This window comes from Pseudomonas yamanorum, from assembly GCF_900105735.1.
GTDB classification, from domain to species: Bacteria; Pseudomonadota; Gammaproteobacteria; order Pseudomonadales; family Pseudomonadaceae; genus Aquipseudomonas; species Aquipseudomonas yamanorum.
In genome coordinates, this window is the sequence record NZ_LT629793.1 from 4,169,936 (window position 1) to 4,191,661 (window position 21,726).

A 21,726-nucleotide genomic window follows, 5' to 3' on the forward strand; every position below is an offset into this window, starting at 1 on the left:
CGTTTCCCTGCCCTATGGAGCGTCCGTGATGATGAGGTAGGTTACAACGGCGAAATCCTCAATGCCCTGGCTGCTGGTCGCAGTCAACACTGTGCCTCCTCTAGTGAAGAGGCTCTGTACACCTTTCTCTTCGCTCTTGCCTGCAATGCTATCCACCGCGACGGCCAGCAGCTGCTGGAACTGCTCCATGTCGGAACCGTTCCTTGTGCGGTCGTTTACCAGCCCGGCAGCCTCTCTATCAATGGATGTTGCCGAGAGGCCATGCTTTTTCAGGAGGTCGAGCACCTTCTTGCTTTGGGTGAAGTTGAGCTCGACGACGGCCTCATCCGTGACGTACACCAGGAAATACGGCGCGAGAGGATAATTCTCATCCACCTGGACGGATCGATGATCGTCCCTGATGCTCTTCAAGCAGAAGATGACGCCGGGCTTCAGGCCATCGGCTTTGAGGTCAGCATCAATGGTGACAGCGGCATAAAGGCCGTTTGGAGCCTGTGCCAGTAGGTGCAAACCTTTCTTCATGTAGCCTGAAAGATCCATGCGGAAGTCGTTCAGGGTCAAGTCCGTGATGGAGACACCGCCCGCCATGTCTTCCAGATCGACTACGGCATCTTTGAGCTGCTGCAGCTGCGTGCGTCGATATTCGAGATCATTCATTTCCAGGGCATTGGCGTCAATGACGTTTTCTTCGCCCGTAGCCGAGACGTCCAGAAGCATCATGCGGCCTGCAACCCTGGCTTCAAGGTTGATGTACTCGTCCAGCTCCATATTCGGCCAGAAGTTTATGAGCTGGATTTTCGTGTTTTTCGAGCCCAGACGATCAACGCGGCCAAAGCGTTGAATGATCCGTACGGGGTTCCAGTGAATGTCATAGTTGACGAGAGTGTCGCAGTCTTGAAGGTTCTGTCCCTCGCTGATGCAATCGGTGGCAATCAGCAGGTCGATCTCAGCCTTCGCGTCGGGGTCGATCTTTGCGCGTTCCTTCGACACAGGAGAGAAGGCAGTTAGCAGATTGTTCAGATCCGAACCTGCTCCGGCCAAGGTCGTCTTGTTGGTGCCGCCGCCGGTAATGAGTGCGCTGTGGATTCCAAGCTCGTCCTGAGCCCAATCGACAAGATGGGCATAGAGATACTTCGCGGTATCGGCGAAGGCCGTGAAGACGATGACCTTCTTGTTTCCGGGGTTGAGTGGCTCCCGGACTTTTTTGGCAATGACCTCTTTTAGCTTTTCCAGCTTGGCATCGCGCTGCACATCCACGGTTTGCGCGGATTCGACGATAGAGGTCAGGAAGACCCTATCCGCTTCCAGCTCCTGCCTGAACCGGATGAGATCCATGTCCTGGAGCAGGGCGCGGGTTTTGTTGCCGATCATAAAAGGCTCAAGCTCGGGCGAGTCCATTTCAAAGTCCTGAATATCCTCGATATTCAAGGCTTCGATGTCGCCGCTTTCGTGGGCGTCAATCTTCTGTAACAAGACTTCCACCTGCGACAGGAGCTTTTGCGAGGTCAGCGTGAAGGAGTTGATCGAGCTTTCCATGCGTTTGAGCAGATTCACCCGCATCAGGTGGGTCAGGCTCTCTTCCCGGTCAACCTGTTTGAAGACGCTCTTACCGTCACCAACAGCGTTGTCATAGCGCCGGGCATATTCATCCTTCTTGTCAGTCCGGACGAATTTCATGGGCGAGTATCCCGCCAGCGAGAGCCTGCGGATCGTCTTGTTCACTTCCTTTAGCGGCGGAAATTCGTGCGTCGAATCGAGATCTGAATAGATGTTCTGTGGTGGCAGTCGCACAGGAAACTCGCCGATATCTGCCGTGCCGTAGTATTTCTGAATGTGCTTGCGAGAGCGCGCAATGGTGACGATGTCGAGCAGCTTGAAATAGTCGAAACTCATCGTATCCAGCAAGGAAGCCACACTACGGTTTTCAAGCGGTTGCTTGACCCACTGATTGAACTGCTTCTGGGCCAGGCGCAGCGTGGTTTCCACATTCTTGATGCCGACATCGCTGAAGGCGTCGTCGCGCCCTTCGGTGATGAAGGCCACCTGGTTTTTCAGGTCGTTCATGCGGTTGTTCACAGGCGTAGCGGAGAGCATCAGCACCTTCGTTTTCACACCTGACTGGATGATGTCCTCCATCAGGCGGCGATAGCGGTTTTTGGTGCCTTTCGTTGGATTGTTGTTGCGGAAATTGTGCGACTCATCGATGACGATGAGGTCGTAATTTCCCCAGTTCAGGGTTTCGAGATTGATCTCGCCGGAGCTGCCTTTCGTGCGAGACAGGTCGGTATGGTTCAGGACGTCATAGTTGAAGCGGTCTTGGGCAAGCAGGTTGCGCTTGTCGTTGACGGTGTAGATCGTCCAGTTATCCCGGAGCTTCTTCGGACAGAGCACCAGCACACGGTCATTACGCAGCTCGTAGTACTTGATGACGGCCAACGCTTCAAAGGTCTTACCCAGACCGACACTGTCGGCGATGATGCAACCGTTGTGCTTCTCCAGCTTGTCGATAGCCCCCAGCACACCGTCCTTCTGGAACTTGTAAAGCCTGTTCCAGACAAGGGTGTCCTTGAACCCGGTCTTTGTCTTGATGATGCTGTCTTCGTCGATGTCATTGAGGAAGTTTTTGAAAATGTTGTAGAGCGTCAGGAAATAGATGAAGTCGCCCGGCTGATCGGCAGCGACGAACTCCAGCTTCTGAAGGAGCTCGTCTTTGATGTCGCGGGCCTTGGAGGCATCCGCCCATACCGAGTTGAACCACGTCAGCAATTGCTTGGTTGTTTCCGGCTCGGTAATACCGGTATTCATCAGCGGGGTATCAGCCTGCACCTCTCCGAGACCGGCAGGTGTGAAGGCAGAGCTGCCATGAATAGCGAAGCTGCCCTTGGCGCCGTCTTCGACGAGGAACATATTCTGGGCAGCATTGGCTGACCGAACCTCAGCCTTGCTGGCGAGCCATTTGGCGCATTCCTTGGCGATGCGTTTCTGGTCGAGCTGGTTCACAAGGCGCAGATCAGCGTCGGAGCCGATCAGCGCCTGAGCGGAGAGACCCTCCCCGCCTGACAACAGAAGCCTTGCGCCGTCGATGCGGGCAAGCTCCCTTTTCAGAGCTGCGAAACCATAGATGGTGAACAGGCTTGAAAGCACGGACAGTTTCGATCCTGCGGCGAGATGATCGCGCAGCGTATGTCCTACACGGCCGTTATTTCTGTTGTCCAGTAACAAAGCTAGTCCCCGTCTCAAATGCGTTTTTTCATCGTTTGCTGGTCGATCCAGTCTTCTATAGCGGTTTTTCTTAACCGCTAGATCCCCCTACCTCGAAGCCGGAATCTTTGAACCGTTGCTTTGCTCATACAGGGCTGCGCATCGCTGTGGTTTAGAGAGTCACGGGACGCCAGCAAAAGTCGCGAACCACTATCACGTTGTTGCCGTAGATGACGTGGAGATCGAATTTTTTAACTTGCTTCGAGATGTTCTCCATGACTACGTCAGCCAGCCGGTCACGCTCGCAGACTTCGTAAAACTGATCCCATTTCAGGGTCACGCACTCGTTACCGTTTTTGCGCATGATCTCGTTGAGATCTGTGGCGATGCTTTGTGCTGACTTAGCCATAATGCCCTTCTTTACAGTGACTGAGACGATGCTTTAGCACAGCTTACAGCTACCTAGGAAAATCTCAAAAGAAATCTTATAGCTTTCTTGCAGTGGCCTTACAGAGGTGTATTCGGGCAGCTAGAAAGCAGCCGTCTAGACTGCTCTCAGCGCTTATGGATGCTATGAAAATTGGGGCAGGACGAAGAAACTGTGAAGCGTCTCGACGAGGCCGTACCTGCTTTTCGCAAGTGCTAGCGTGACATTTGAGAGAGACTGAGGCATCCGATGTTGAGTGGTGGGCCCTATCCGGATGGAAACCGGCAGCCCACGGGCCTATGCTTAAAGGGAGGGTGCTATGTCCTCGGAGCCGTTCGCCGCTGGCCGACTGCTGCGGTGCACGAACGGCGGCTTTCGACCCAAGCAGTCGTCCAGCACCTGCGAGTGTCTGCACCCAGCAGACACTCCTTCGGTGCATATACAATAAAGCGCTCTGATTCGGCCTCTTGTTAGGCTCGTTAAGCTCACGGTTTGCAGTGTCAAGTCGAAATACAGAAAACTTTACGGCATCAGCGTTTCTTGTGTGTTTGACTAGCTATCCGCACAAGAAAAATCTGTTTGAATTTCATCTCTTAGCGCCTCGAGGATTTTCCGCGCAGGTTCGTAACTGAGATCAACGACTAGCCCATCAAGAACATTCAGATACTTTAACTTCCATCCACGGCTTTTGACTCGAAAAAAACCTTCGAGTGCTGCCTGAACAGCTCCGTAATCCGCCGGTAGAAAGTAGTCTGAGAGACGTGCGGCATTCAAGTAGTTGATTCCGCAAACCTCAATGGTTTTCGCGCCTTTTTCGTTTCCATTTAAGGGGGTTATTCTTCTTATTGCGTCAAAACAGAAGTGAGCCTCCCACTCATCAAGGTGCGGATGAACGATGCTGTAGTCACTGGATAGCTTCGGAATTTCCTGCTGTGAAAGCGTGGTAGCAAGAACGCTTTTATTTTTTTTCACACCATTACACGTCTTGCAAGCTACTGAAAGGTTCGCCAGCTCAAACATGAACTCAGGAAATTTATTTTTTGGGATGATGTGTTCAGCATCATAAGCAGCTTTGCTTTCGTCAAGCTCTTTACTGCAATAACAGCACATGCGCGACTGTCTTTCCCAGTAGTATCTTTTTACCTCTGATCTGAAAGATGCGACCAAGGGAGCGTGATCTGAATCGTTAGTATTCCAAAATTTATTATCAACAGCACCAAGCTCTTTGAGCTTGTCATGATCTTCTTGGTTGATTTTGCTCAGTGCGGTTAGCACTTCGGCTTTCCGTCTATTTAAAATTGGAAGCACTTTACTGGCCCTCCGGCTCTATAAGCTGTAAAGCCTGACGGATAAGGTTAACGGGTTTTTGATTGTCTACTGACGATTGTGCATAGATTTTTTCCAGGCGCTTCAGCTCGTAGTGCGAAAGAGCCTTTTCTTTGGTCCCTCCTTCCTCCGCCCTAGCGATTGCGGTAAGTATCTGATTCGCCAAGTACACACTGTCATATACAGGGGTATCAAATACATCTAGAAGAGTTCCTTCTACAGATACGGTTTTACTGATGGCAGAGAGGTTATGCTCAGCCCCTAGCTGAATTACGCCTGCCCCAGACTGAAGGCCACGCTGAACCACTAATGGCGAATGTGTCGCCAGCAAAACATGACAGCCTCTGAAAGGCTCAAGAGCAGCATGCAAATGATCAAGATATATTTGCTGCCACTTCGGGTGGAGGCTAAGTTCTGGCTCGTCGATAAGTACGAGTGCGTCATTTTCTAGAGAGGATGCCAACTCCATGATGGAGCAAATCATTTGTTGCTGCCCTGAACTTGCCTGAGCTACATCGAATTTGTAGTCGTTGAAGTCGGTCAAGCTGCATGAGACTAGCTCCAGCATCTCGAGCTGCCGGAATAAAGACAAAACTTGAACTATTGCGTAATCATAAGAGTTTTTCCTGCTATGGGAACCAAATTCAGCCTCATAGATTCTGTTTTCCACTTGCATAGTTTCGAGAATTTTGAAAGCTTCAGCCAGCAATTCGGCAAACTGACTAGCGTCGGATTGATGAAGCTCCCGAGATATTGGATCGCGCCTGCTAAAATGGCGAAAACTTTCAAGTCTTTCGCGAATAGCCGTCACGCCACCATACCTGTAGGACTTCAAGAAGTCATTGTACTTTCGCCCCGATCTATACTTGAGAATAAACCTATCTTGGAGACCTATGTTTGGCATCAGTCCGGCTATTGATGTCGCGCATTCCGGAGATTCGCTTATATTGAATATGGACGTTTCTAGCGCTCGCTTTGAGATGTTGTTTATAATGGCTGGAGTCGATCTGAATAATCCAAGGCAACTATAAAACCTCTTTCGGCGCACTCCTTCGGCGAAAATGCTTGTAAGAGACTCAGTGAGATAGTAACGGTCTGGGATCTGTGACGGAAAGCGTGAGAAGGGGCTATATGTCTGCGCAATTACTTTTCTGGGCTCAAAGTCGTTCGTAAAGTTTATATGCACGTCATCAGGGGTTCGACTTGAGTGCCACGAACTACTGTCACGGTTTTTAAATTTTTCAGCCAAAGCAGTTAGAATACGCGTTTTTCCCGAGCCATTAGGGCCGGTCAATAAATCGATTTTATTAGAATGAGATTTCTGGCTTTTTGGAAAATCGATTTTTTTCCCTGAAATTGTAACGCTTAACATTTCCATGCTGACTCCTTGTCCAAATCCTACAAAATAATGTATTTTGCTGTGATGTGCCGAGCAACAGCTTGTACTGATTTTTAGTTTTCTTAGTTTTCTTCAGGCGCCGGCCATATAAAGAATACCGAACCGCTTTGTTTTTCGATACTTTTTTGTTGACGGCCGGTTCTGACCAGCTATTTCCGTAATAATAAATGACTGCAACGGGTCACGTTGGCGCAAGCCCGATCATCGATAGTTGCCAGGCTGCTTCTGACCGGCTTCTCCCAGTCAAGGTCACGCAGCGGGCCGGTCAAGCACCGAGGCAGGGGATGGCGAGTATTTCGCCGTAGCAATGACCTCCTCTGAGTCTGGGGCTTTGTCGCTCAAAAGCCGATCTGCTTTCGCGCCTGCAGCAATATAGTGCTTTGGTCAGCAGCATCGACTGCTGCCTTTGGATCGGCCATGGGTAGGTCATCCGTGCTCGATAGCGCTCAGGAATGAGCTAGGGATGGACCATATTTTGATCTTTGCGTTTCCGTGAAGGATATAGCCGACGCCATGCATCGGTTAGGCCAATCTCGCTATAGCTCAACCTATGGTGTTTTTGACCCATTTACCGTTCACAGGCGGCTAACCATTCTTTCATAAGGGCGCCATCCCTTACCATTTCTTCACGAAGCGATTGTACTTCGCTCACCGTAAGAAGTGAGCCCGCGTGACGGCTCTCTTCGGTCTGGTTCGACGATTCGAGTTTGACCAGTCTTGATAGTGTTTCTCGCACGGTTAAAACGCCCAGCGGGACATTTAGTGATATTTTGCTAAGCATGTAGGCCCCTCCCCGCGAAATCATATAAGTTAGAGATTGACAGTTGTTTTGCTTATACATCTTTCAGATGTCGAGCGCGTTGTAGTATATGCATTTTTCCAGTTTAAGGTTCTCAATGTCTGACGCTAAATCGGGTGTGTAATAGCGTTTCCCTGTAACTAGGTACAAGTCTAGGCTTCCATGTTCTTCACTGTGGCATTGCGAAAACTCCAAAAGTTTTTCCATTTGCCATGACGCAGTTCCATTCACGTAGGGCGGGGTGACTATCATTACGTCGGTTACAGAAAGTTCGTTTGAGGCGCTACAGATCACCGTGGCCAAAACAGCTGGATCCATCGTTTGTAGCATCGTCCGAGAGGTGTATCCATCGTTATGACGGGTTAGCGTGATGTAAAACCATGGCGCATTGATCGAGTACTCCACGTAGCGCCAGTGCAAGCCTTCTGCGCCCAATGCGGAAAGATCGACGTACGCTTCCTGTCGTGTCATATACATAGCGCTGACCTCAAAAAGACCACTATAGATTGTAGCCCTATAGTGGTCTATGGGGCCTGATCATCCATTTTGCGTGGGGCGCGAAATGGAGCTAAAGCAAGCGTTTGGTCAGGCACTTAAGCTGCTGAGAACTTCCAAGAGGCTGACCCAGGAAGATTTTTCAAGCATCAGCAGTCGGACATACCTGAGCACCCTTGAGCGCGGTCTCAAATGCCCCACTTTGGAAAAGCTTGAAGGGCTGGCATCGGTCATGGAGGTTCATCCTTTAAGCGTCCTTACGGCTGCTTATCAGATCAAGGGCGATGACGGGGGCCTCGACTCTTTATTGGCACGCATACGGGCAGAGGTTAGCTCGTCAGCAGGGGCATCCAAATAGTTCGGCTCTCCCTGTCGCGTGGGCATCTCTCTTTTTGTATTCCGGAATTCGCTGATCGCTAAAACGAGAGCTTAGCGCCAACGGTCACCTACGGAAAACTTAGCGCAGCTTTCTGGATCATTTGACCACTACAATGTGGCCTAAGGTCCAAGCTGGGCTCAGCGCCTTCGAGCTAACGCCACGAAGGCAGCAGTCGGGCAAGATCGGTTTGTAAAGGTAGCCTTTACGTCGTTTTGAATCGCAGTGATTTTCCCGAATCAAGACGTACGCAATGTATCGGTTCTTTACATTTTTCATCTCCTTTTGTTGTGCTCAATGGGCGATGGCTAGTATAATAGGGGGCATTCAGAGGTTGCTATGCCTGCGCTTCCAGTCTTATGTGAACTACCCTTTTAAGGTCGCTTGAGACCCGAACTGTCGCGTAGCACCTGAAAACCCCCGATGGCTTTTGCCTCGGGGGTTTTTCATTTCATGGCTGGCAACCGGCTAAACATCAGTAGAGGCGGCGCTCACCACCAGTTCCCGAAACCGCTCCAGCACTGAAGACGTATCACCCACCCGCGTTGCCAAATGCAACGGCGCTACCAGGCTACGACACTCCGACAGCTCTCGATAAACAATCCCGTCCCCCCGCAACCGCTGCATGGATGCCGGCACAATCGAAACCCCAAGCCCTGCAGCCACAAGGCTCAATGTCGCCGTCATGCGCGGCGCCTCTTGCACAACCTGCGGGCTGAAACCTGCTTCGCGACACGCCACCAGAATCGCGTCATACAACCCAAGTCCCACCCGGCGCCGATAGAGCACAAAGGCTTCGGTGGCCAATGCCGCCAACGGCAGCGGTGTCGACGGATCGATAGCCAGCGGGTGATCTGTGGGCAGCGCCAGCAACATCGGCTCCACCAGAATCGGTTCATCCTGCAACGCCTGCGTCCCGCTCAGCGGCGAACGGATAAATGCCGCGTCGAGTTTTTCATGGAGTAACGCGTCCAGCAGTTCACCCGTGCCAGCTTCTTCCAAAACAACAGAAACACCGACAAAGGTTTCCCGAAACAGGCGCAACACGCTGGGCACAAATGGATGCAAGGCGGCAGAGCTGGTGAAGCCAATCGCCAAGCGCCCACGTTCACCCCGGGCAGCGCGGCGCACAATGTCGGCCACACCATCGACGCTGGCCAAAATATGTCGTGCCTCTTCCAGCAAGGCCAACCCCGCAGTGGTCGGACGCACGCCCCGTGGCAGGCGCTCCATCAGCACCACGCCCAACTCGGCTTCCAGACTTTGCAACAGGCGCGTCAATGGCGGTTGCTGCATGCCCAGTCGTTCTGCTGCGCGGGTGATATAGCCTTCTTCGGCAATCGCGACGAAGGCCTTAAGCTGCCTGAGCTCCAGCATATGGAATACTTTTCAGGTATGGGAGGTGATCAATCCTGGCATTTGTTCTCATGGATCACAAGATTTAGGCTGTCGACACTCCTCACAGAAGAAGGAACGCCGCAATGACCTGGTCAGCCAAGCAATACTCGATGTTCGAACAACAGCGCACCCGTCCCGTCCGGGATCTGGTGGCGGCCATCCCTGATGGCGACGTGCGCACCGCCGTCGACCTGGGCTGCGGCCCGGGCAACTCGACTGAGGTCCTGGCTGATCGCTTCCCGCAGGCGTTGGTCACCGGTATGGACAGCTCTTATGACATGCTGGTCGACGCCCGTAAGCGCCTGCCTGCGTTGAATTTTGAATTGGCTGATATCGGTGCCTGGAACCCGGCGCAGAAATTCGACGTCATCCTCGCCAATGCGTCGCTGCAATGGCTGCCCGACCACGCCACGCTGTATCCGCACCTGGTAAGTCAGTTGACGCTGGGCGGCACCCTGGCGGTGCAGACGCCCGACAACCTCGATGAACCGGCCCACAAGCTGGCGCGGGAAGTTGCCGCGGACGGTCCATGGGCCACAAAGATCGGCGCGGTGAAACATAACGAACGCCATACCGCGAGCTACTACTTTGAACTGCTGAGCAAACACTGCTCCACGGTGGATGTTTGGCGCACCACCTACCACCATCCGCTGGCAGGTTCTGCTGCGGTGGTGGAGTGGTTCAAAGGCTCGGCATTGCGCCCGTTCCTGGCGCCTCTGACCGAGTCAGAAAAGAGCGCCTTCCTGGACGAATACCTGGCGCGGATCACCAAGGCTTATCCAGCGCTGGCCGATGGCACTGTGTTGCTGCCGTTTCCGCGCCTTTTCATTATCGCTACCCGGTAAGAACAGGGGCGATCAATCGGCGGACAAGAACTGTTCCGCCGATACCACGCTCGCGTAAGCAAACCCCAACGACGACATAAACGCCGCATGCACCTGGGCCGCCGGCACGGTGGTGCCATTGAATTCGAGGTCCCGTGTTGCGCAGGCATCGTGGATTACCGTCACGGCGTAGCCCATATCCGCCGCCGCGCGCACCACGCCGTCGATGCACATATGGCTCATGCTCCCCACCACCACCAACTCGGTGATGCTGCGTTGTTCCAGCAGTGCCCGCAGGTTGGTTTCGCGGAACGCATTGACGAAATGCTTGAGCACCACCGGCTCATCGGCCTGGTTCAGCACCTTGGGGTGCAGATGCGCACCCTCCGAACCTGGGGTGAAGAAGGGCGCATCGTCGGAGGTAAATTCGTGACGTACATGAATCACCGCATCGCCCGCCTGGCGAAACGCCTGGAGCACTTGCTGTGCCTTGTCTGCCGCTGAGTCCACCCCGTCAAGCGGCCACTTGCCCTGGGGGAAGTAGTCGTTCTGGATATCGATTAGGATGAGTGCTTGTTTGGCCATGTTGGTTTCCTTGTGAGGGTTGATGCGTCCAGTATCCTGGCTGGCGCGGCGCCTGGGGATTGGCCGCACCGACAATAACAGAGGGAAAACTGACAATGGCGATCGTCGAGCTCGGCGTGCTGATCTACAGCGGTGCGCAAATGGCCGCCGTGCATGGCTTGACCGACCTGTTCGCGGTCGCCAACCGGATTGCGGCCGAGCATCAGTCCGAGCAACTGCCGTCTCTGCGCATCAGTCATTGGCAGGCCGAAACAGGCCATGCGCCGACCCGTGTGTTCGACAGCCAGCCCGGTAGCGGGAATGGGCTGACCGCCTTGCTGATTCCACCCTCCATCGCCGGCTTTTCCGAAGGCCAGGCGTCCGCTGAATTGCTGGATTGGCTGCGCCAGCAACACCGCACCGGGACCATTCTGGGCGGGGTGTGCGTGGGCTCGATCCTGATGGCGGAAAGCGGCCTGTTGGACGGTCGCAGCGCCACCACGCACTGGACATCGGCCAAATCATTCGCCGCCCGTTATCCGGCGATTCGCCTGGAAGCCGACAAACCCATCGTCGACGACGGCGACCTGATCACCACCGCCGGCCTTATGGCCTGGTCCGAACTGGGCCTGCGCCTGGTGGACCGTTTGCTCGGCCCGAGCATCGCTGCCAGCACTGCGCGTTTCCTGGTGATCGAACACAGCGACAGCGCCAGTGAATGCGGGAGTAACTTTGCGCCGATCCTCGCCCATGGCGACGCTGCGATTCTCAAGGTGCAGCATTGGCTGCAGGCCAGCGGTGCGGTGGATGTTTCGTTGGCTGCCATGGCGCTAGAGGCGAGACTTGAGGAGCGCACCTTCCTGCGACGGTTCCGCGCCGCTACGGGTTTGAAACCCACCGAATACTGCCAGCACCTGCGAGTGGGCAAGGCGCGGCAGATGCTGGAGTTCACCAACGGCACCATTGATCACATTGCCTGGACCGTGGGTTACCAGGACCCCGGCGCCTTCCGCGCCACCTTCAAGAAAATCACCGGGCTGGCGCCAAGCGACTACCGCAGCCGTTTCGGCGTAACCCCAACAAAGGCCCAAGCCTGAATCGTGCAGAAAACCGCGACACCGGGATCACTCCGTGCAGAATAAAACAGGCCAAGTGCTATCGCTTTTTCCGCAACTGATTGATTCCCCGCACGTTTAAACAAACGCCGCCTTGGCTTGATCCCTGCTACCGTTTCCTTACACACATGGCAGCAGAGCCAAGGGGGACACATGACCCCGACAAATCGCAAAAAAATCGTGGTGGCGCATTCAGTCCGCCCGGACGCGCCATTGCACGAAGTGGAAACCAACCGCGCACTGGCCCGTTGGCTGGCGCACGTCCTCGGGCTCAAATATGGCGGCAGCTATAACCCTGAGCTGCACAGTGGGCGCGATCTCTATCTGTTACCGACCCAGACGCTGGTCGGCGCGGCCCAGGCGCGGCAGTTGGGTGTCAAAGGCCCTGAGGATTTGTGGGGCGGCTACGTCGACCACGATTTCATCTGCACCAAGGCTATAAGCCACGGCTTGCTGAATAAAAATGCGGTGGCCCCGGAAGGCTGGTCGCCGCTGTTTTCGGAGCGCATCCGCAATGTGGTGCTGGATGGCTTGAGTGTGCACGCCCTGGAAGATGCGCGGCCAGCGGCGACCCACTTGCTCTACACCGGTCCGATCCGCCTCAAGCCCGTGCATGCCTGTGCCGGTCGCGGCCAGGAAGTGATCCGCAGCCTCGATGAATTCGACACCATTCTCGCGCGGCCCGACGCGGCGCAATTGTTCAGCGAAGGCGTGGTGCTGGAGCAGGACCTGCGCGACGTGGTCACCCACAGTGTCGGTCAGAGCTTTATCGGCGATCACGTCATCAGCTACTGCGGTGATCAATACCTGACCCGGGACGGGCAGGGTGAAGAGGTCTATGGTGGTTCTAGCCTGTTGGTGGTGCAGGGCTGCTACGAAGACCTGCTCCAGCTCGAGCTGCCCGATGACGTACGTCTGGCTATCCAACAGGCGCAGACCTTCGATAGCGCGGCGGATGAGGCCTATCCCGGGTTCTACGCCTCGCGGCGCAATTACGACATCGCCCAAGGCCTGGATAGCGATGGCCAGCGCCGCAGCGGCGTGTTGGAGCAATCCTGGCGCATGGGCGGGGCCAGCAGCGCGGAAGTCGCGGCGTTGCAAAGCTTCGTCAATAACCCCGGGCTGCGGGCGATTTATGTCTCCTCGGTAGAGACCTACGTCGACCAGCCACTGCCGGCTGACGCGATCGAGGTGTACCGGGGCCCGGCAGAAAACAGCGACTTTCTTCTCAAGTACGTGACGGTCAAATCCTATGACGGCTAGAAGCGAAACCATTGCCATTGATATCGACGACGAACAGATGAGCGGGACTTTCCTCAGTCCCAAATCGAAAGTGCCGGGGGTGTTGTTTGTCCACGGCTGGGGCGGCAGCCAGGAGCGTGACCTGGAGCGCGCCAAAGGCATCGCCGGACTTGGTTGTGTATGCCTCACATTCGACCTTCGCGGCCACGCCGGCAACGGCATTCCGTTATCCCGCGTCACCCGCGAAGACAACCTGCGGGACCTGCTCGCAGCCTATGACCGCCTGCTGTCACATCCGGCCATCGACACCTCGGCGGTGGCGGTGGTCGGCACCAGCTACGGCGGTTACCTGGCTGCCATCCTCACCTCGTTGAGGCCCGTACGCTGGCTGGCGCTGCGGGTGCCCGCGTTGTACCGCGACCAGGAATGGCTCAAGCCCAAGCGCGACCTCGATAAGGCCGACTTGATGGATTATCGCGGGACCTTTGTGCACGCCGAAACCAATCGCGCGCTGCATGCCTGCGCGGCGTTCACCGGTGATGTGCTGATCGTGGAATCGGAAACCGACGACCATGTGCCCCACGCCACCATCATGAGCTACCGCGCCGCCTGCCAGCAGACGCACTCGCTGACCCACCGGATTATCGACGGTGCGGATCACTCCCTGAGTGACCCGGTGTCCCAGCAGGCCTACACCTCGATCCTGGTGGACTGGATTACCGAGATGGTGGTGGGCGAACGCTTGAGCATCATCCAGTCGTAGGCGTCTTCTTCACCCGCAGCGCCTTGGCCTTGGCTTCCACCGCGAGGTACATCACCAGGGCCACCAGCAGCGGCAGAATGAAGTAGATCGCGCGATAAGCGATCAGTCCCGCGAGCAAACTGCCGCGGGACGCTTCGTGCTGCAGCAGGGCAATGAACACCGCCTCCAGCACCCCAAGCCCTGCGGGTATATGCGTGACCACCCCGGCAATGCTGCTGATCAACAGCACCCCGAGCACCACGGGGTAATCCAGTTGTTTGGGCAGCAGCGTGAAGATGACCGCCGCCATCAGCGACCAGTTCAGCGCGCCGAGTGCCAACTGCAACACCGCCATGCGCAGCGATGGCAGGCTGATTTCAATCCCGCGCACCGACCACGCGCGCTTTTTCGACAAGCGACAGGCCAGCAGATAACCCAGGCTCGCCAGCACCAACAGCACGCCGACGCCTTGTAGCGCGCCGCTGCTGAGCTTCCACCCCGGCGGCAATGTCACCAGCCCGCTGCTGAACACCGCGCCGGCAATCGCCATGTAGCCGAACCAATTGGTGGCCAGGCTCAAGCCGAGGATCTTCGCGATATTCCCGCTGCTCACCCCAAGCCGGGAATACAGGCGGTAGCGCATGGCGATGCCACCTACCCACGCGCTCAGGTTGAGGTTGAACGCATAGCTGATGATGCCCACCGGCAAAATTTGCTTCCAGCCCAACGGCTGGCGGATGTAGGTGCGGCCGATCAGGTCGAAGCACGAATACACCAGGAAACTGCACAGGGTCAGCGCACCTGCGATGAGCAGCGTGCGCAGCTTGAAGTCGCCCAGGGTGTCGAGCACTTCGCTCCAGTCGATACGCCGGGCGAGCAGGGTGAACAACACGATCAACACCAGGAAAAACACCACCGTCATTGGTTTTTTCCAGCGTTTAAAAAAACCGGGTTGAGCGCTTTCTTCAGCGGTGCGAGCTTGGGTCATGATCCGGGCGCTCCTCATGAACGAAGGGTTTCAACCTCGGCTTATGCGCCGGCAGCCAGCCGGTCCAGGACGGAAAATGCCGCAGCACATGGAACACCACAAAACCCACGGTCACCCGCCAGAACCAGCCGCGAGGCGCGCGGTTTTCCGGCATGGTCTTGCAGTGGTTCTGACTCAAATACTCCAGGCGCTCGAACAACTGCTGATTGAACCCGCGATCACGAATCAGCACATTCGCCTCAAGGTTCAGCGACAGGCTCAGCGGATCGAGATTGCTCGAGCCCACCGTGCTCCACTCCTCATCCACCAGTGCCACCTTGCCGTGCAGCGGGCGCTGGCAGTACTCGTGGATCACCACACCTTCCTTGAGCAAATAGTCATAGAGCATGCGTGCCGCGAGCTTGGCCAGCAGCACATCCGGCTGGCCTTGCATGATCAATTGCACCTGCACGCCGCGCCGCGCGGCATTACGGATTTCCCGCAGCAGACGATAGCCGGGAAAGAAGTAGGCGTTGGCAATCACCACCCGCCGCTCGGCCTTGCGCAGCGCGTGCAGGTAGGCCTCTTCAATATCGGTACGGTGTTGCAGATTGTCCCGGTAAATCAGCCGCACCAGGCCCTCGCCCTCGCCCGCTGCCCATGGCGACGGTCGTTGCTCGCGCCGCCAGCCGCGCCGTTTACGCACGCGCCGGCCGCTTTGTGCGAGGGCGAAATGATGCAGGTCGGCCACCGCCGAGCCTTGCACCTGCACCGCATAATCCTGCTTGGCTTCGGGGCCGAAATCCCCCAGGTGATCCGCAGAAAAATTGATCCCGCCGATAAACGCCACGCTGGCGTCCACCACCACAATCTTGCGGTGCAGGCGGCGAAACCAATTGGTGCGAAAGCCCAGTGTCTTGCTCGCCGGGTCGAACATCTGCACGTTCACGCCGGCCTGGCTCAATTCGCTGAGAAACCCCGGTGTCAGCTCGCCACAACCAAATCCATCGAGGCTGGCGACGACCTTTACGCCACGCTGGGCCGCCTCGATCAAAATGCCTTTCAGCTCGTGACCGACCTTGTCCTCAAACAGGATAAAGGTCTCCAGCAGGATCTCCCGCTGAGCCTGGCGCATCGCCTCAAACACCTTGGGAAAGTAGGCCTCGCCGTTCTCCAGCAGCTCCACCTGGTTACCGCTTTGCCAGCCGTAATCCAGGTCCCGGGCCACGGCATCGTCTGGCGGTTGATCCGTCGCGATATGTTCCACCGCGACCTTTTCCAGTGGGGCGCTGTTCATAACTCGATCTCCACCGACAACGGCGCGTGGTCCGACAAATGTGACCACGGGCGGCTGGTCAGGACTTGTGGCTGATGCACCTTGAGGTTGCGCACATAGATGCGATCCAACGGTAGCAGCGGCAGGCGCGCCGGGAAGGTACGGGCAGGCTTGCCGTGGGTTTCGATGAACACTTCCCGCAGCCCGCAGTGGGCAAGATCGGCCCGCTGGCGCCAGTCGTTGAAGTCACCGGCGACAATCACCGGTGCGTCGGCGGGAATCTCGGCGATCCGCTGCGCGATCAGGCGCAGTTGCTGCTGGCGATGCACTTCCCGCAGTCCGAGGTGCACGCAGATGGCATGTACCTCCTGCACGTTGCCCGGCAAACGCAGCACGCAATGCAGCAGCCCGCGGCTTTCGTGGCCGCTCTGGGAAATGTCGAGGTTGTCGTAGCGGATGATCTGGAATTTCGACAGCAACGCATTGCCGTGGTCGCCATGGGGATACACAGCATTGCGGCCATAGGCGTATTGCGGCCAGATGCTGTCGGCGAGGAACTCGTACTGCGGCATGCTCGGCCAGTTGCTGTAGCGCTTGGGATGGCGCTCGTGGGTGCCGTGGATTTCCTGGAGGAACACCACATCGGCCGCCACGCTGCGAATCGCCTCACGCAACTCGGGCAGAATGAAGCGCCGGTTGAGCGCGGTGAAGCCCTTGTGGGTATTGACCGTCAGCACCCTGAAGCGGGTGACGGTTTCGGTGGGCGTGATCGGCATCAGCTCCGGGTGGGTCATGGCAGCACCCCCGCGTCCGGCAACTTGCCGGGTTCGGTGGCCAATGCCTGGTCCAGGCCAAAACGCTGGAGCAATTGGCGCGCGTCGAAGGGGGCACGCACCTTGATGTCGTTATCGAAGTAGCAAAACACCTCGCGCTGTTTGCGGGCGCGGGGTTTGTGTTTCGGGTCGATCAACTGTGCATCGGTGGGCTGCTTGCCGTGGCTCCAGCGTTCGATGCGATCGCCCCAGCGCTTGAGCGCTTCAGACGTATAGCCGCTGGCATACAACGCTTTGTCCCCATGCAACCGCAGATAGACAAAGTTCGCCGTGACATCTTCCAGATAGGGCCACTTGCCGGCCGTGTCCGCCACTACCAGGGCCACACCGTGCTTGTCGAGCATCTCGACAAACTCCGGCACGGCGAAACTCTTATGGCGAATCTCCACCGCATGGCGCAGCGGCCTTTTACCGTGAGCCTGCATGCTCGCCTTGCCGTTCAGGCGCGGCTCATGCTCACGGGCGAGGGCGGCGGCCTGCTGGGTAGTGGTGGGTAATTCGGCGAGAAAGGCTTCAAACAACGGCGGGTCGAATTTGAAACTCGGCGGGAACTGCCAGAGGATCGGCCCGAGCTTTTCCTTGAGTTCCAGCACCCCGGAAGCGAAGAAATTCGCCATCGGCTTGTGTACTTCCCGCAACCGCAGGATATGCGTGATATAGCGCGGCGCCTTGACGCTGAACACAAAGTCTTCAGGCGTATCGCCATACCACTCGGCGTAGCGCTTGGGTGTTTGCAGTGCGTAGAACGAGCCATTGATCTCGATGCTGTTGACCGCCCGTGAGGCAAACTGCAGCTCGCGCTTCTGGGTCAGGCCCTCGGGGTAGAAATCCCCCCGCCAGGGCGTATAGCGCCAGCCGGAAATGCCGATATGAATCGCGGCCATGATGACTCCCGTGGGTTAACTGTGTGGTGACCTCCGTTTTAGGGTGACTGTGATGATCGGGAGAAAGTTTCGACGGTCCTACAGACGGTGTGGCGCTGGGCAACACCACACTCCAATGTGGGAGCCGGGCTTGCCCGCGATGACGGCGTGTCAGCAGAGACATATCTCACTGATCCACCGCCATCGCGGGCAAGCCCGGCTCCCACAGTTGCTTTGTGTTTATCCCGATGGATCAGTGCCCGCCAACCACCCGGGTCGAACTCTCGGCATACACCGGGCCCAACCGGTCAAGACGCCCGCTCCAGGCGGTCAGCGCCAAGGCCACCAGCACCACCGAACCGCCAATCCACGCCGTGTGGATCAAGCCCATGTGAGCGACGATCAAACCACCGGCCCACGCACCGCCGGCGATCCCCAGGTTGAACGCCGCAATGTTCAGGCCCGAGGCCACGTCCACCGCGTTCGGCGTGTGATGTTCCGCCTGGCGCACCACGTACACCTGCAAGCCCGGCACGTTGCCGAAGGCGACCGCGCCCCACACCAGCACCGTGGCCAAGGCCAGCCATGGGTTGCTTGCGGTCATGGTCAATACAAACAACACAACAGCGAGCAGGGCGAAGATGATTTTCAGGGCGCTGATCGGGCCGCGTTTGTCCGCCAGTTTGCCGCCCCAGATGTTACCGACGGCCACCGAGATGCCATACACCAGCAACACCAGGCTGACGGTGCCGGCGCTGAAGCCGGAGATGTCCTGAAGGATCGGCGCCAGGTAGGTGAACGCGATGAACGAGCCGCCGTAACCCACCGCCGTCATGGCGTACACCAGCAGCAGCCGTGGTTGTTTCAACACTTGCAGTTGCTGCAACAGCGACGCGGGTTTGCTGTGGGCGATGTTTTTCGGTACGTAGAGCAGGCTGCCGATAAACGCAATCAAGCCCAGGGCCGAGACGGCGAGGAAGGTTTCGCGCCAGCCGAAGTGCTGGCCGATAAACGTCCCCAGTGGCACACCGGTCACCAACGCCACGGTCAGGCCGGTAAACATGATGGCAATCGCACTGGCGGCTTTTTCCTTGGGCACAAGGCTTGTGGCGATCGTGGAGCCAATCGAGAAGAACACCCCATGGGCCAGGCCGGTGACGATCCGCGCCAGCACCAGGGATTCATAGCTCGGCGCTTGCCAGGCCAGCAGGTTGCCGAGGGTGAACAGCACCATCAGTGACAACAGCAGCAGTTTGCGTGGCACTTTGCCGGTGAGGGCGGTGAGTACCGGCGCGCCGATGGCCACGCCCAGGGCGTAGAGGCTGACCAGCAGGCCGGCGGACGGCAGGCTGACGCCAAGGTCGGCGCCGATGGTGGGTAACAGGCCAACGATGACGAACTCGGTCGTCCCGATGGCAAAAGCGCTGAGGGTCAGCGCGAGCAAGGCAATGGGCATGGCTGCAACTCCGGTGGGTTTCAATCAGGAGCGCAGTCTCCGGGTTCGGCTTGTGCGGAAAAAGACAGGTATTGGCATTTGATATTTGCCTGGTACGCACGGATCGACGCGCGGGGGGAACGATCAGGCCTCAAACCCGTCAGTTCCTTACAGACCCTTCTGAAGGAGCCCGGTGTTTTGTTGAATTTAAAGACTGTGCTACTGCTCGGCACGCTGCTGTTTTGCGGCAGTGGCGCGCTGCAAGCGGCCACCGCCCCCGCGGCTCCAGCGCCTGCCGCCCCGGCCACGCCGGAACTGTTGGTAGAAGGCGGCCTGCTCGGCGCCATCAGCTCCAGCATCGATCATGTGCAGGACAAACTCGACCTCAACCAGAGCCTGGTGGACGCCTGGCGCCTGCGGGCCGATCGCGCGGCGGATGAGGTGGACAAGCTGGTCAACCAGCCTTCCGAGCGTTCCTCATGGAGTGTGGCCGGGGATTTCCTGTTGTTGTCCGGGGTGTGGATCGGCGCCTTCGCCGCGCTGACCCTGCTCGGGCGCTTTATCGTCAAGCGCCTGAGCCTGCAGCGACATATCGCACCGCGCCAGCGCCTCCAGGCGTTGCTCGGCTACTTGATTCCCTACACGATTCCCGCCTTGATCTGTTTGCCACTGACGCTTTACGTCAGCCATTTCCTGCCCACGTCAGCGGGCCGCGCGCTGGCACTGTGTTTTGCCTACGCCACCAGCAGCGGTATTTTTTCCACCTCGATGCTGCTGTGCGTGATCGTCATGTTCAACGTCGGCCACAAGCGCCCGGCGGTGCAGATTATTCGTGACTACTGCCCCAAGCCGCTGTTCCTGATCGGCTTCCTTGCGGCCCTCAGCGATGCGCTGACCAGCCCGCAGATCGCCCGCCAATTGGGGGGCAATATCACCGCCAGCGTGGCGATCTTCACCGGGCTGTTTGCCTCGGTGATTTTCGGCATGCTGGTGATTCGCCTGCGTCGTCCGGTGGCGCATTTAATCCGCAACCGGCCCCTGGCCCAGCGCTTGAAACACCCGGCGGTGCAGCAATCCCTGCGGGTGTTTTCCGGCCTGTGGTATTGGCCGATTCTATTGATGGTGCTGGTGTCGGCGATCAACCTGATCGGCGCCGGCGACGACAGCCAGAAAGCCCTGCGCTGCGCACTGTTCACCACGATCCTGCTGATCGGCACGGTGTTCCTCAGCACGGTGTTGCAGCACCTGTTCCAGTCCCGCAGCACGGTGGCAGTCCAGCGCAGCAGCGCCTACAAAGAGCGTTTCCTCAGCCTGCTGCACGCGCTGTTGCGCATCGTCATGGCCATCGCTTTTATCGAAATCCTCGGGCGTATCTGGGGCGTTTCGCTATTTGAATTTGCCCAGCGCAATTCCGTGGGCCGGGCCATCAGTGATTCCCTGAGCAGCATCGGTTTGATCCTGCTGGTGACCTGGCTGTTCTGGGTGGTGCTCGACACCGCGATCCAGGAAGCGCTGAAGCCACCGGTCAACAAACGCTCCAGCCGCCAGCCCAGCACACGGGTGAAAACCATCCTGCCGCTGCTGCGCAACGCGGTGAAAATCATCCTGGTGGTGATCTGCGCGATCACCACCATGGCGAACCTGGGGATCAACGTCGCACCGCTGCTGGCGGGTGCCGGGGTGGTGGGTTTGGCCATTGGTTTTGGCTCCCAGCAACTGGTGCAGGATGTGATCACCGGGCTGTTCATCATCATCGAAGACACCCTGTCGATCGGCGACTGGGTGGTGCTCGACTCTGGCCACGCCGGTACCGTCGAGGGGCTGACCATCCGCACCCTGCGCCTGCGGGACGGCAAGGGGTTTGTGCATTCGGTGCCGTTCGGGCAGATCAAGGCGGTTACCAACCAGTCGCGGCAATTTGCCTACGCGTTCTTCTCGGTGCAGTTCACCTACGACACCGACGTCGACAAGGCCGTGGAGTTGATCCGCGAGGCGGGGCAGTCGATCCGCGACGACGTGTTCCTCAAGTACAACCTGCAAGGGCCGCTGGAGGTATTTGGCGTCGACAAGATGGACCTCAACGGTGTGGTGCTGACGGCGCAGTTCCGTACGGTGTCGGGCGGGCAATATGCGGTGAGTCGTGCGTTTAACCAGCGGTTGAAAAAGCTTGTGGATAACTGTGCCTTCGTCCACTTCGCGCAAACTTATCCACAGCAGGTGATGGTGCCGCAGCGGATTGGGCAGCAGGTGGATGAGCCGGGAGAAGAAGTGCCTTCGTCGGTGGTGCTGACGGAGCAGCCGAGAACCCAATAGTTTTGGGTTGGGGCTACCGGCCTCTTCGCGAGCAAGCCCGCTCCCACATTCGATCCGGTTCCACCCTTGGAATGCGGTCGAATGTGGGAGCGGGCTTGCTCGCGAAGGCGTCATTACGGGCGCTACACGAG

At 57.3% G+C, this 21,726-nt stretch carries 18 protein-coding genes; 6 read left to right on the forward strand and 12 right to left on the reverse strand.

Going from position 1 to position 21,726, the window contains the following annotated elements:
- Nucleotides 1-12: 12 nt before the first annotated feature.
- From BLU46_RS19645 to BLU46_RS19665, 5 genes are all read right to left on the reverse strand, one after another.
- Nucleotides 13-3,222, reverse strand: a complete 3,210-nt coding sequence (locus tag BLU46_RS19645; RefSeq protein ID WP_093204578.1) for a helicase-related protein — start codon at nt 3,220-3,222, stop codon at nt 13-15.
- Between the two features lie 151 nt (nt 3,223-3,373).
- Nucleotides 3,374-3,610, reverse strand: coding sequence for a hypothetical protein (locus tag BLU46_RS19650; protein WP_093204583.1), 237 nt, complete (start codon nt 3,608-3,610; stop codon nt 3,374-3,376).
- Between the two features lie 570 nt (nt 3,611-4,180).
- A complete protein-coding gene (locus BLU46_RS19655) occupies nt 4,181-4,903 on the reverse strand; it encodes an HNH endonuclease family protein (RefSeq protein WP_093204589.1) in 723 nt (240 codons plus the stop codon).
- A 34-nt stretch (nt 4,904-4,937) separates the two neighbouring features.
- Nucleotides 4,938-6,332, reverse strand: coding sequence for an ATP-binding protein (locus tag BLU46_RS19660; RefSeq protein ID WP_093204593.1), 1,395 nt, complete (start codon nt 6,330-6,332; stop codon nt 4,938-4,940).
- A gap of 865 nt (nt 6,333-7,197) precedes the next feature.
- A complete protein-coding gene (locus tag BLU46_RS19665; RefSeq protein ID WP_093204597.1) occupies nt 7,198-7,629 on the reverse strand; it encodes a hypothetical protein in 432 nt (143 codons plus the stop codon).
- Between the two features lie 85 nt (nt 7,630-7,714).
- Here BLU46_RS19665 and BLU46_RS19670 point away from each other — a divergent pair, with 85 nt between their 5' ends.
- Nucleotides 7,715-8,005 (forward strand): helix-turn-helix domain-containing protein, encoded by a 291-nt coding sequence (locus tag BLU46_RS19670; RefSeq protein WP_093204601.1) that lies wholly within the window; start codon nt 7,715-7,717, stop codon nt 8,003-8,005.
- 486 nt (nt 8,006-8,491) lie between these two features.
- Here the strand turns inward: BLU46_RS19670 and BLU46_RS19675 are convergent, their stop codons facing one another.
- Nucleotides 8,492-9,400 (reverse strand): LysR family transcriptional regulator, encoded by a 909-nt coding sequence (locus tag BLU46_RS19675; protein WP_063026819.1) that lies wholly within the window; start codon nt 9,398-9,400, stop codon nt 8,492-8,494.
- A 104-nt stretch (nt 9,401-9,504) separates the two neighbouring features.
- Here BLU46_RS19675 and tam point away from each other — a divergent pair, with 104 nt between their 5' ends.
- Nucleotides 9,505-10,266: a trans-aconitate 2-methyltransferase gene (gene tam, locus BLU46_RS19680; protein ID WP_093204606.1), complete on the forward strand. Its 762-nt coding sequence runs from the start codon at nt 9,505-9,507 to the stop codon at nt 10,264-10,266.
- 12 nt (nt 10,267-10,278) lie between these two features.
- On the opposite strand, the gene BLU46_RS19685 is transcribed toward tam, so the two are convergent.
- A complete protein-coding gene (locus BLU46_RS19685) occupies nt 10,279-10,830 on the reverse strand; it encodes a cysteine hydrolase family protein (protein ID WP_017476311.1) in 552 nt (183 codons plus the stop codon).
- A gap of 95 nt (nt 10,831-10,925) precedes the next feature.
- Here BLU46_RS19685 and BLU46_RS19690 point away from each other — a divergent pair, with 95 nt between their 5' ends.
- From BLU46_RS19690 to BLU46_RS19700, 3 genes are all read left to right on the forward strand, one after another.
- Nucleotides 10,926-11,906 carry a GlxA family transcriptional regulator gene (locus BLU46_RS19690; RefSeq protein ID WP_093204611.1) on the forward strand — a complete coding sequence of 327 codons (981 nt, stop codon included), beginning with the start codon at nt 10,926-10,928 and terminating at the stop codon, nt 11,904-11,906.
- A 171-nt stretch (nt 11,907-12,077) separates the two neighbouring features.
- Nucleotides 12,078-13,187, forward strand: a complete 1,110-nt coding sequence (locus BLU46_RS19695) for a DUF3182 family protein (protein WP_093204614.1) — start codon at nt 12,078-12,080, stop codon at nt 13,185-13,187.
- Nucleotides 13,177-13,929, forward strand: a complete 753-nt coding sequence (locus BLU46_RS19700; RefSeq protein WP_003210032.1) for an alpha/beta hydrolase family protein — start codon at nt 13,177-13,179, stop codon at nt 13,927-13,929. The genes BLU46_RS19695 and BLU46_RS19700 overlap by 11 nt, the downstream gene beginning before the upstream one ends.
- Here BLU46_RS19700 and BLU46_RS19705 read toward each other — a convergent pair.
- The 5 genes from BLU46_RS19705 to BLU46_RS19725 form a co-directional block, all read right to left on the reverse strand.
- Nucleotides 13,916-14,896 carry a lysylphosphatidylglycerol synthase domain-containing protein gene (locus BLU46_RS19705; RefSeq protein WP_093204618.1) on the reverse strand — a complete coding sequence of 327 codons (981 nt, stop codon included), beginning with the start codon at nt 14,894-14,896 and terminating at the stop codon, nt 13,916-13,918. The two genes, BLU46_RS19700 and BLU46_RS19705, sit on opposite strands and share 14 nt — an antisense overlap.
- Nucleotides 14,874-16,172 (reverse strand): cardiolipin synthase ClsB, encoded by a 1,299-nt coding sequence (gene clsB / locus BLU46_RS19710; protein ID WP_093204622.1) that lies wholly within the window; start codon nt 16,170-16,172, stop codon nt 14,874-14,876. Before clsB ends, BLU46_RS19705 begins: the two co-directional genes overlap by 23 nt.
- Entirely contained in the window at nt 16,169-16,945 is a 777-nt protein-coding gene (locus BLU46_RS19715) for an endonuclease/exonuclease/phosphatase family protein (RefSeq protein ID WP_093204625.1), read from the reverse strand. Before BLU46_RS19715 ends, clsB begins: the two co-directional genes overlap by 4 nt.
- A complete protein-coding gene (locus tag BLU46_RS19720) occupies nt 16,942-17,868 on the reverse strand; it encodes a DUF72 domain-containing protein (protein ID WP_093204628.1) in 927 nt (308 codons plus the stop codon). Before BLU46_RS19720 ends, BLU46_RS19715 begins: the two co-directional genes overlap by 4 nt.
- Before the next feature lie 232 nt (nt 17,869-18,100).
- Nucleotides 18,101-19,303: an MFS transporter gene (locus BLU46_RS19725; RefSeq protein ID WP_093204632.1), complete on the reverse strand. Its 1,203-nt coding sequence runs from the start codon at nt 19,301-19,303 to the stop codon at nt 18,101-18,103.
- A 177-nt stretch (nt 19,304-19,480) separates the two neighbouring features.
- On the opposite strand from BLU46_RS19725, the gene BLU46_RS19730 reads away from it, so the two are divergent.
- The gene (locus BLU46_RS19730) at nt 19,481-21,595 is read left to right on the forward strand and encodes a mechanosensitive ion channel family protein (protein WP_093204637.1); all 2,115 of its coding nucleotides are present in this window, start codon (nt 19,481-19,483) and stop codon (nt 21,593-21,595) included.
- The last annotated feature ends 131 nt before the right edge of the window (nt 21,596-21,726 follow it).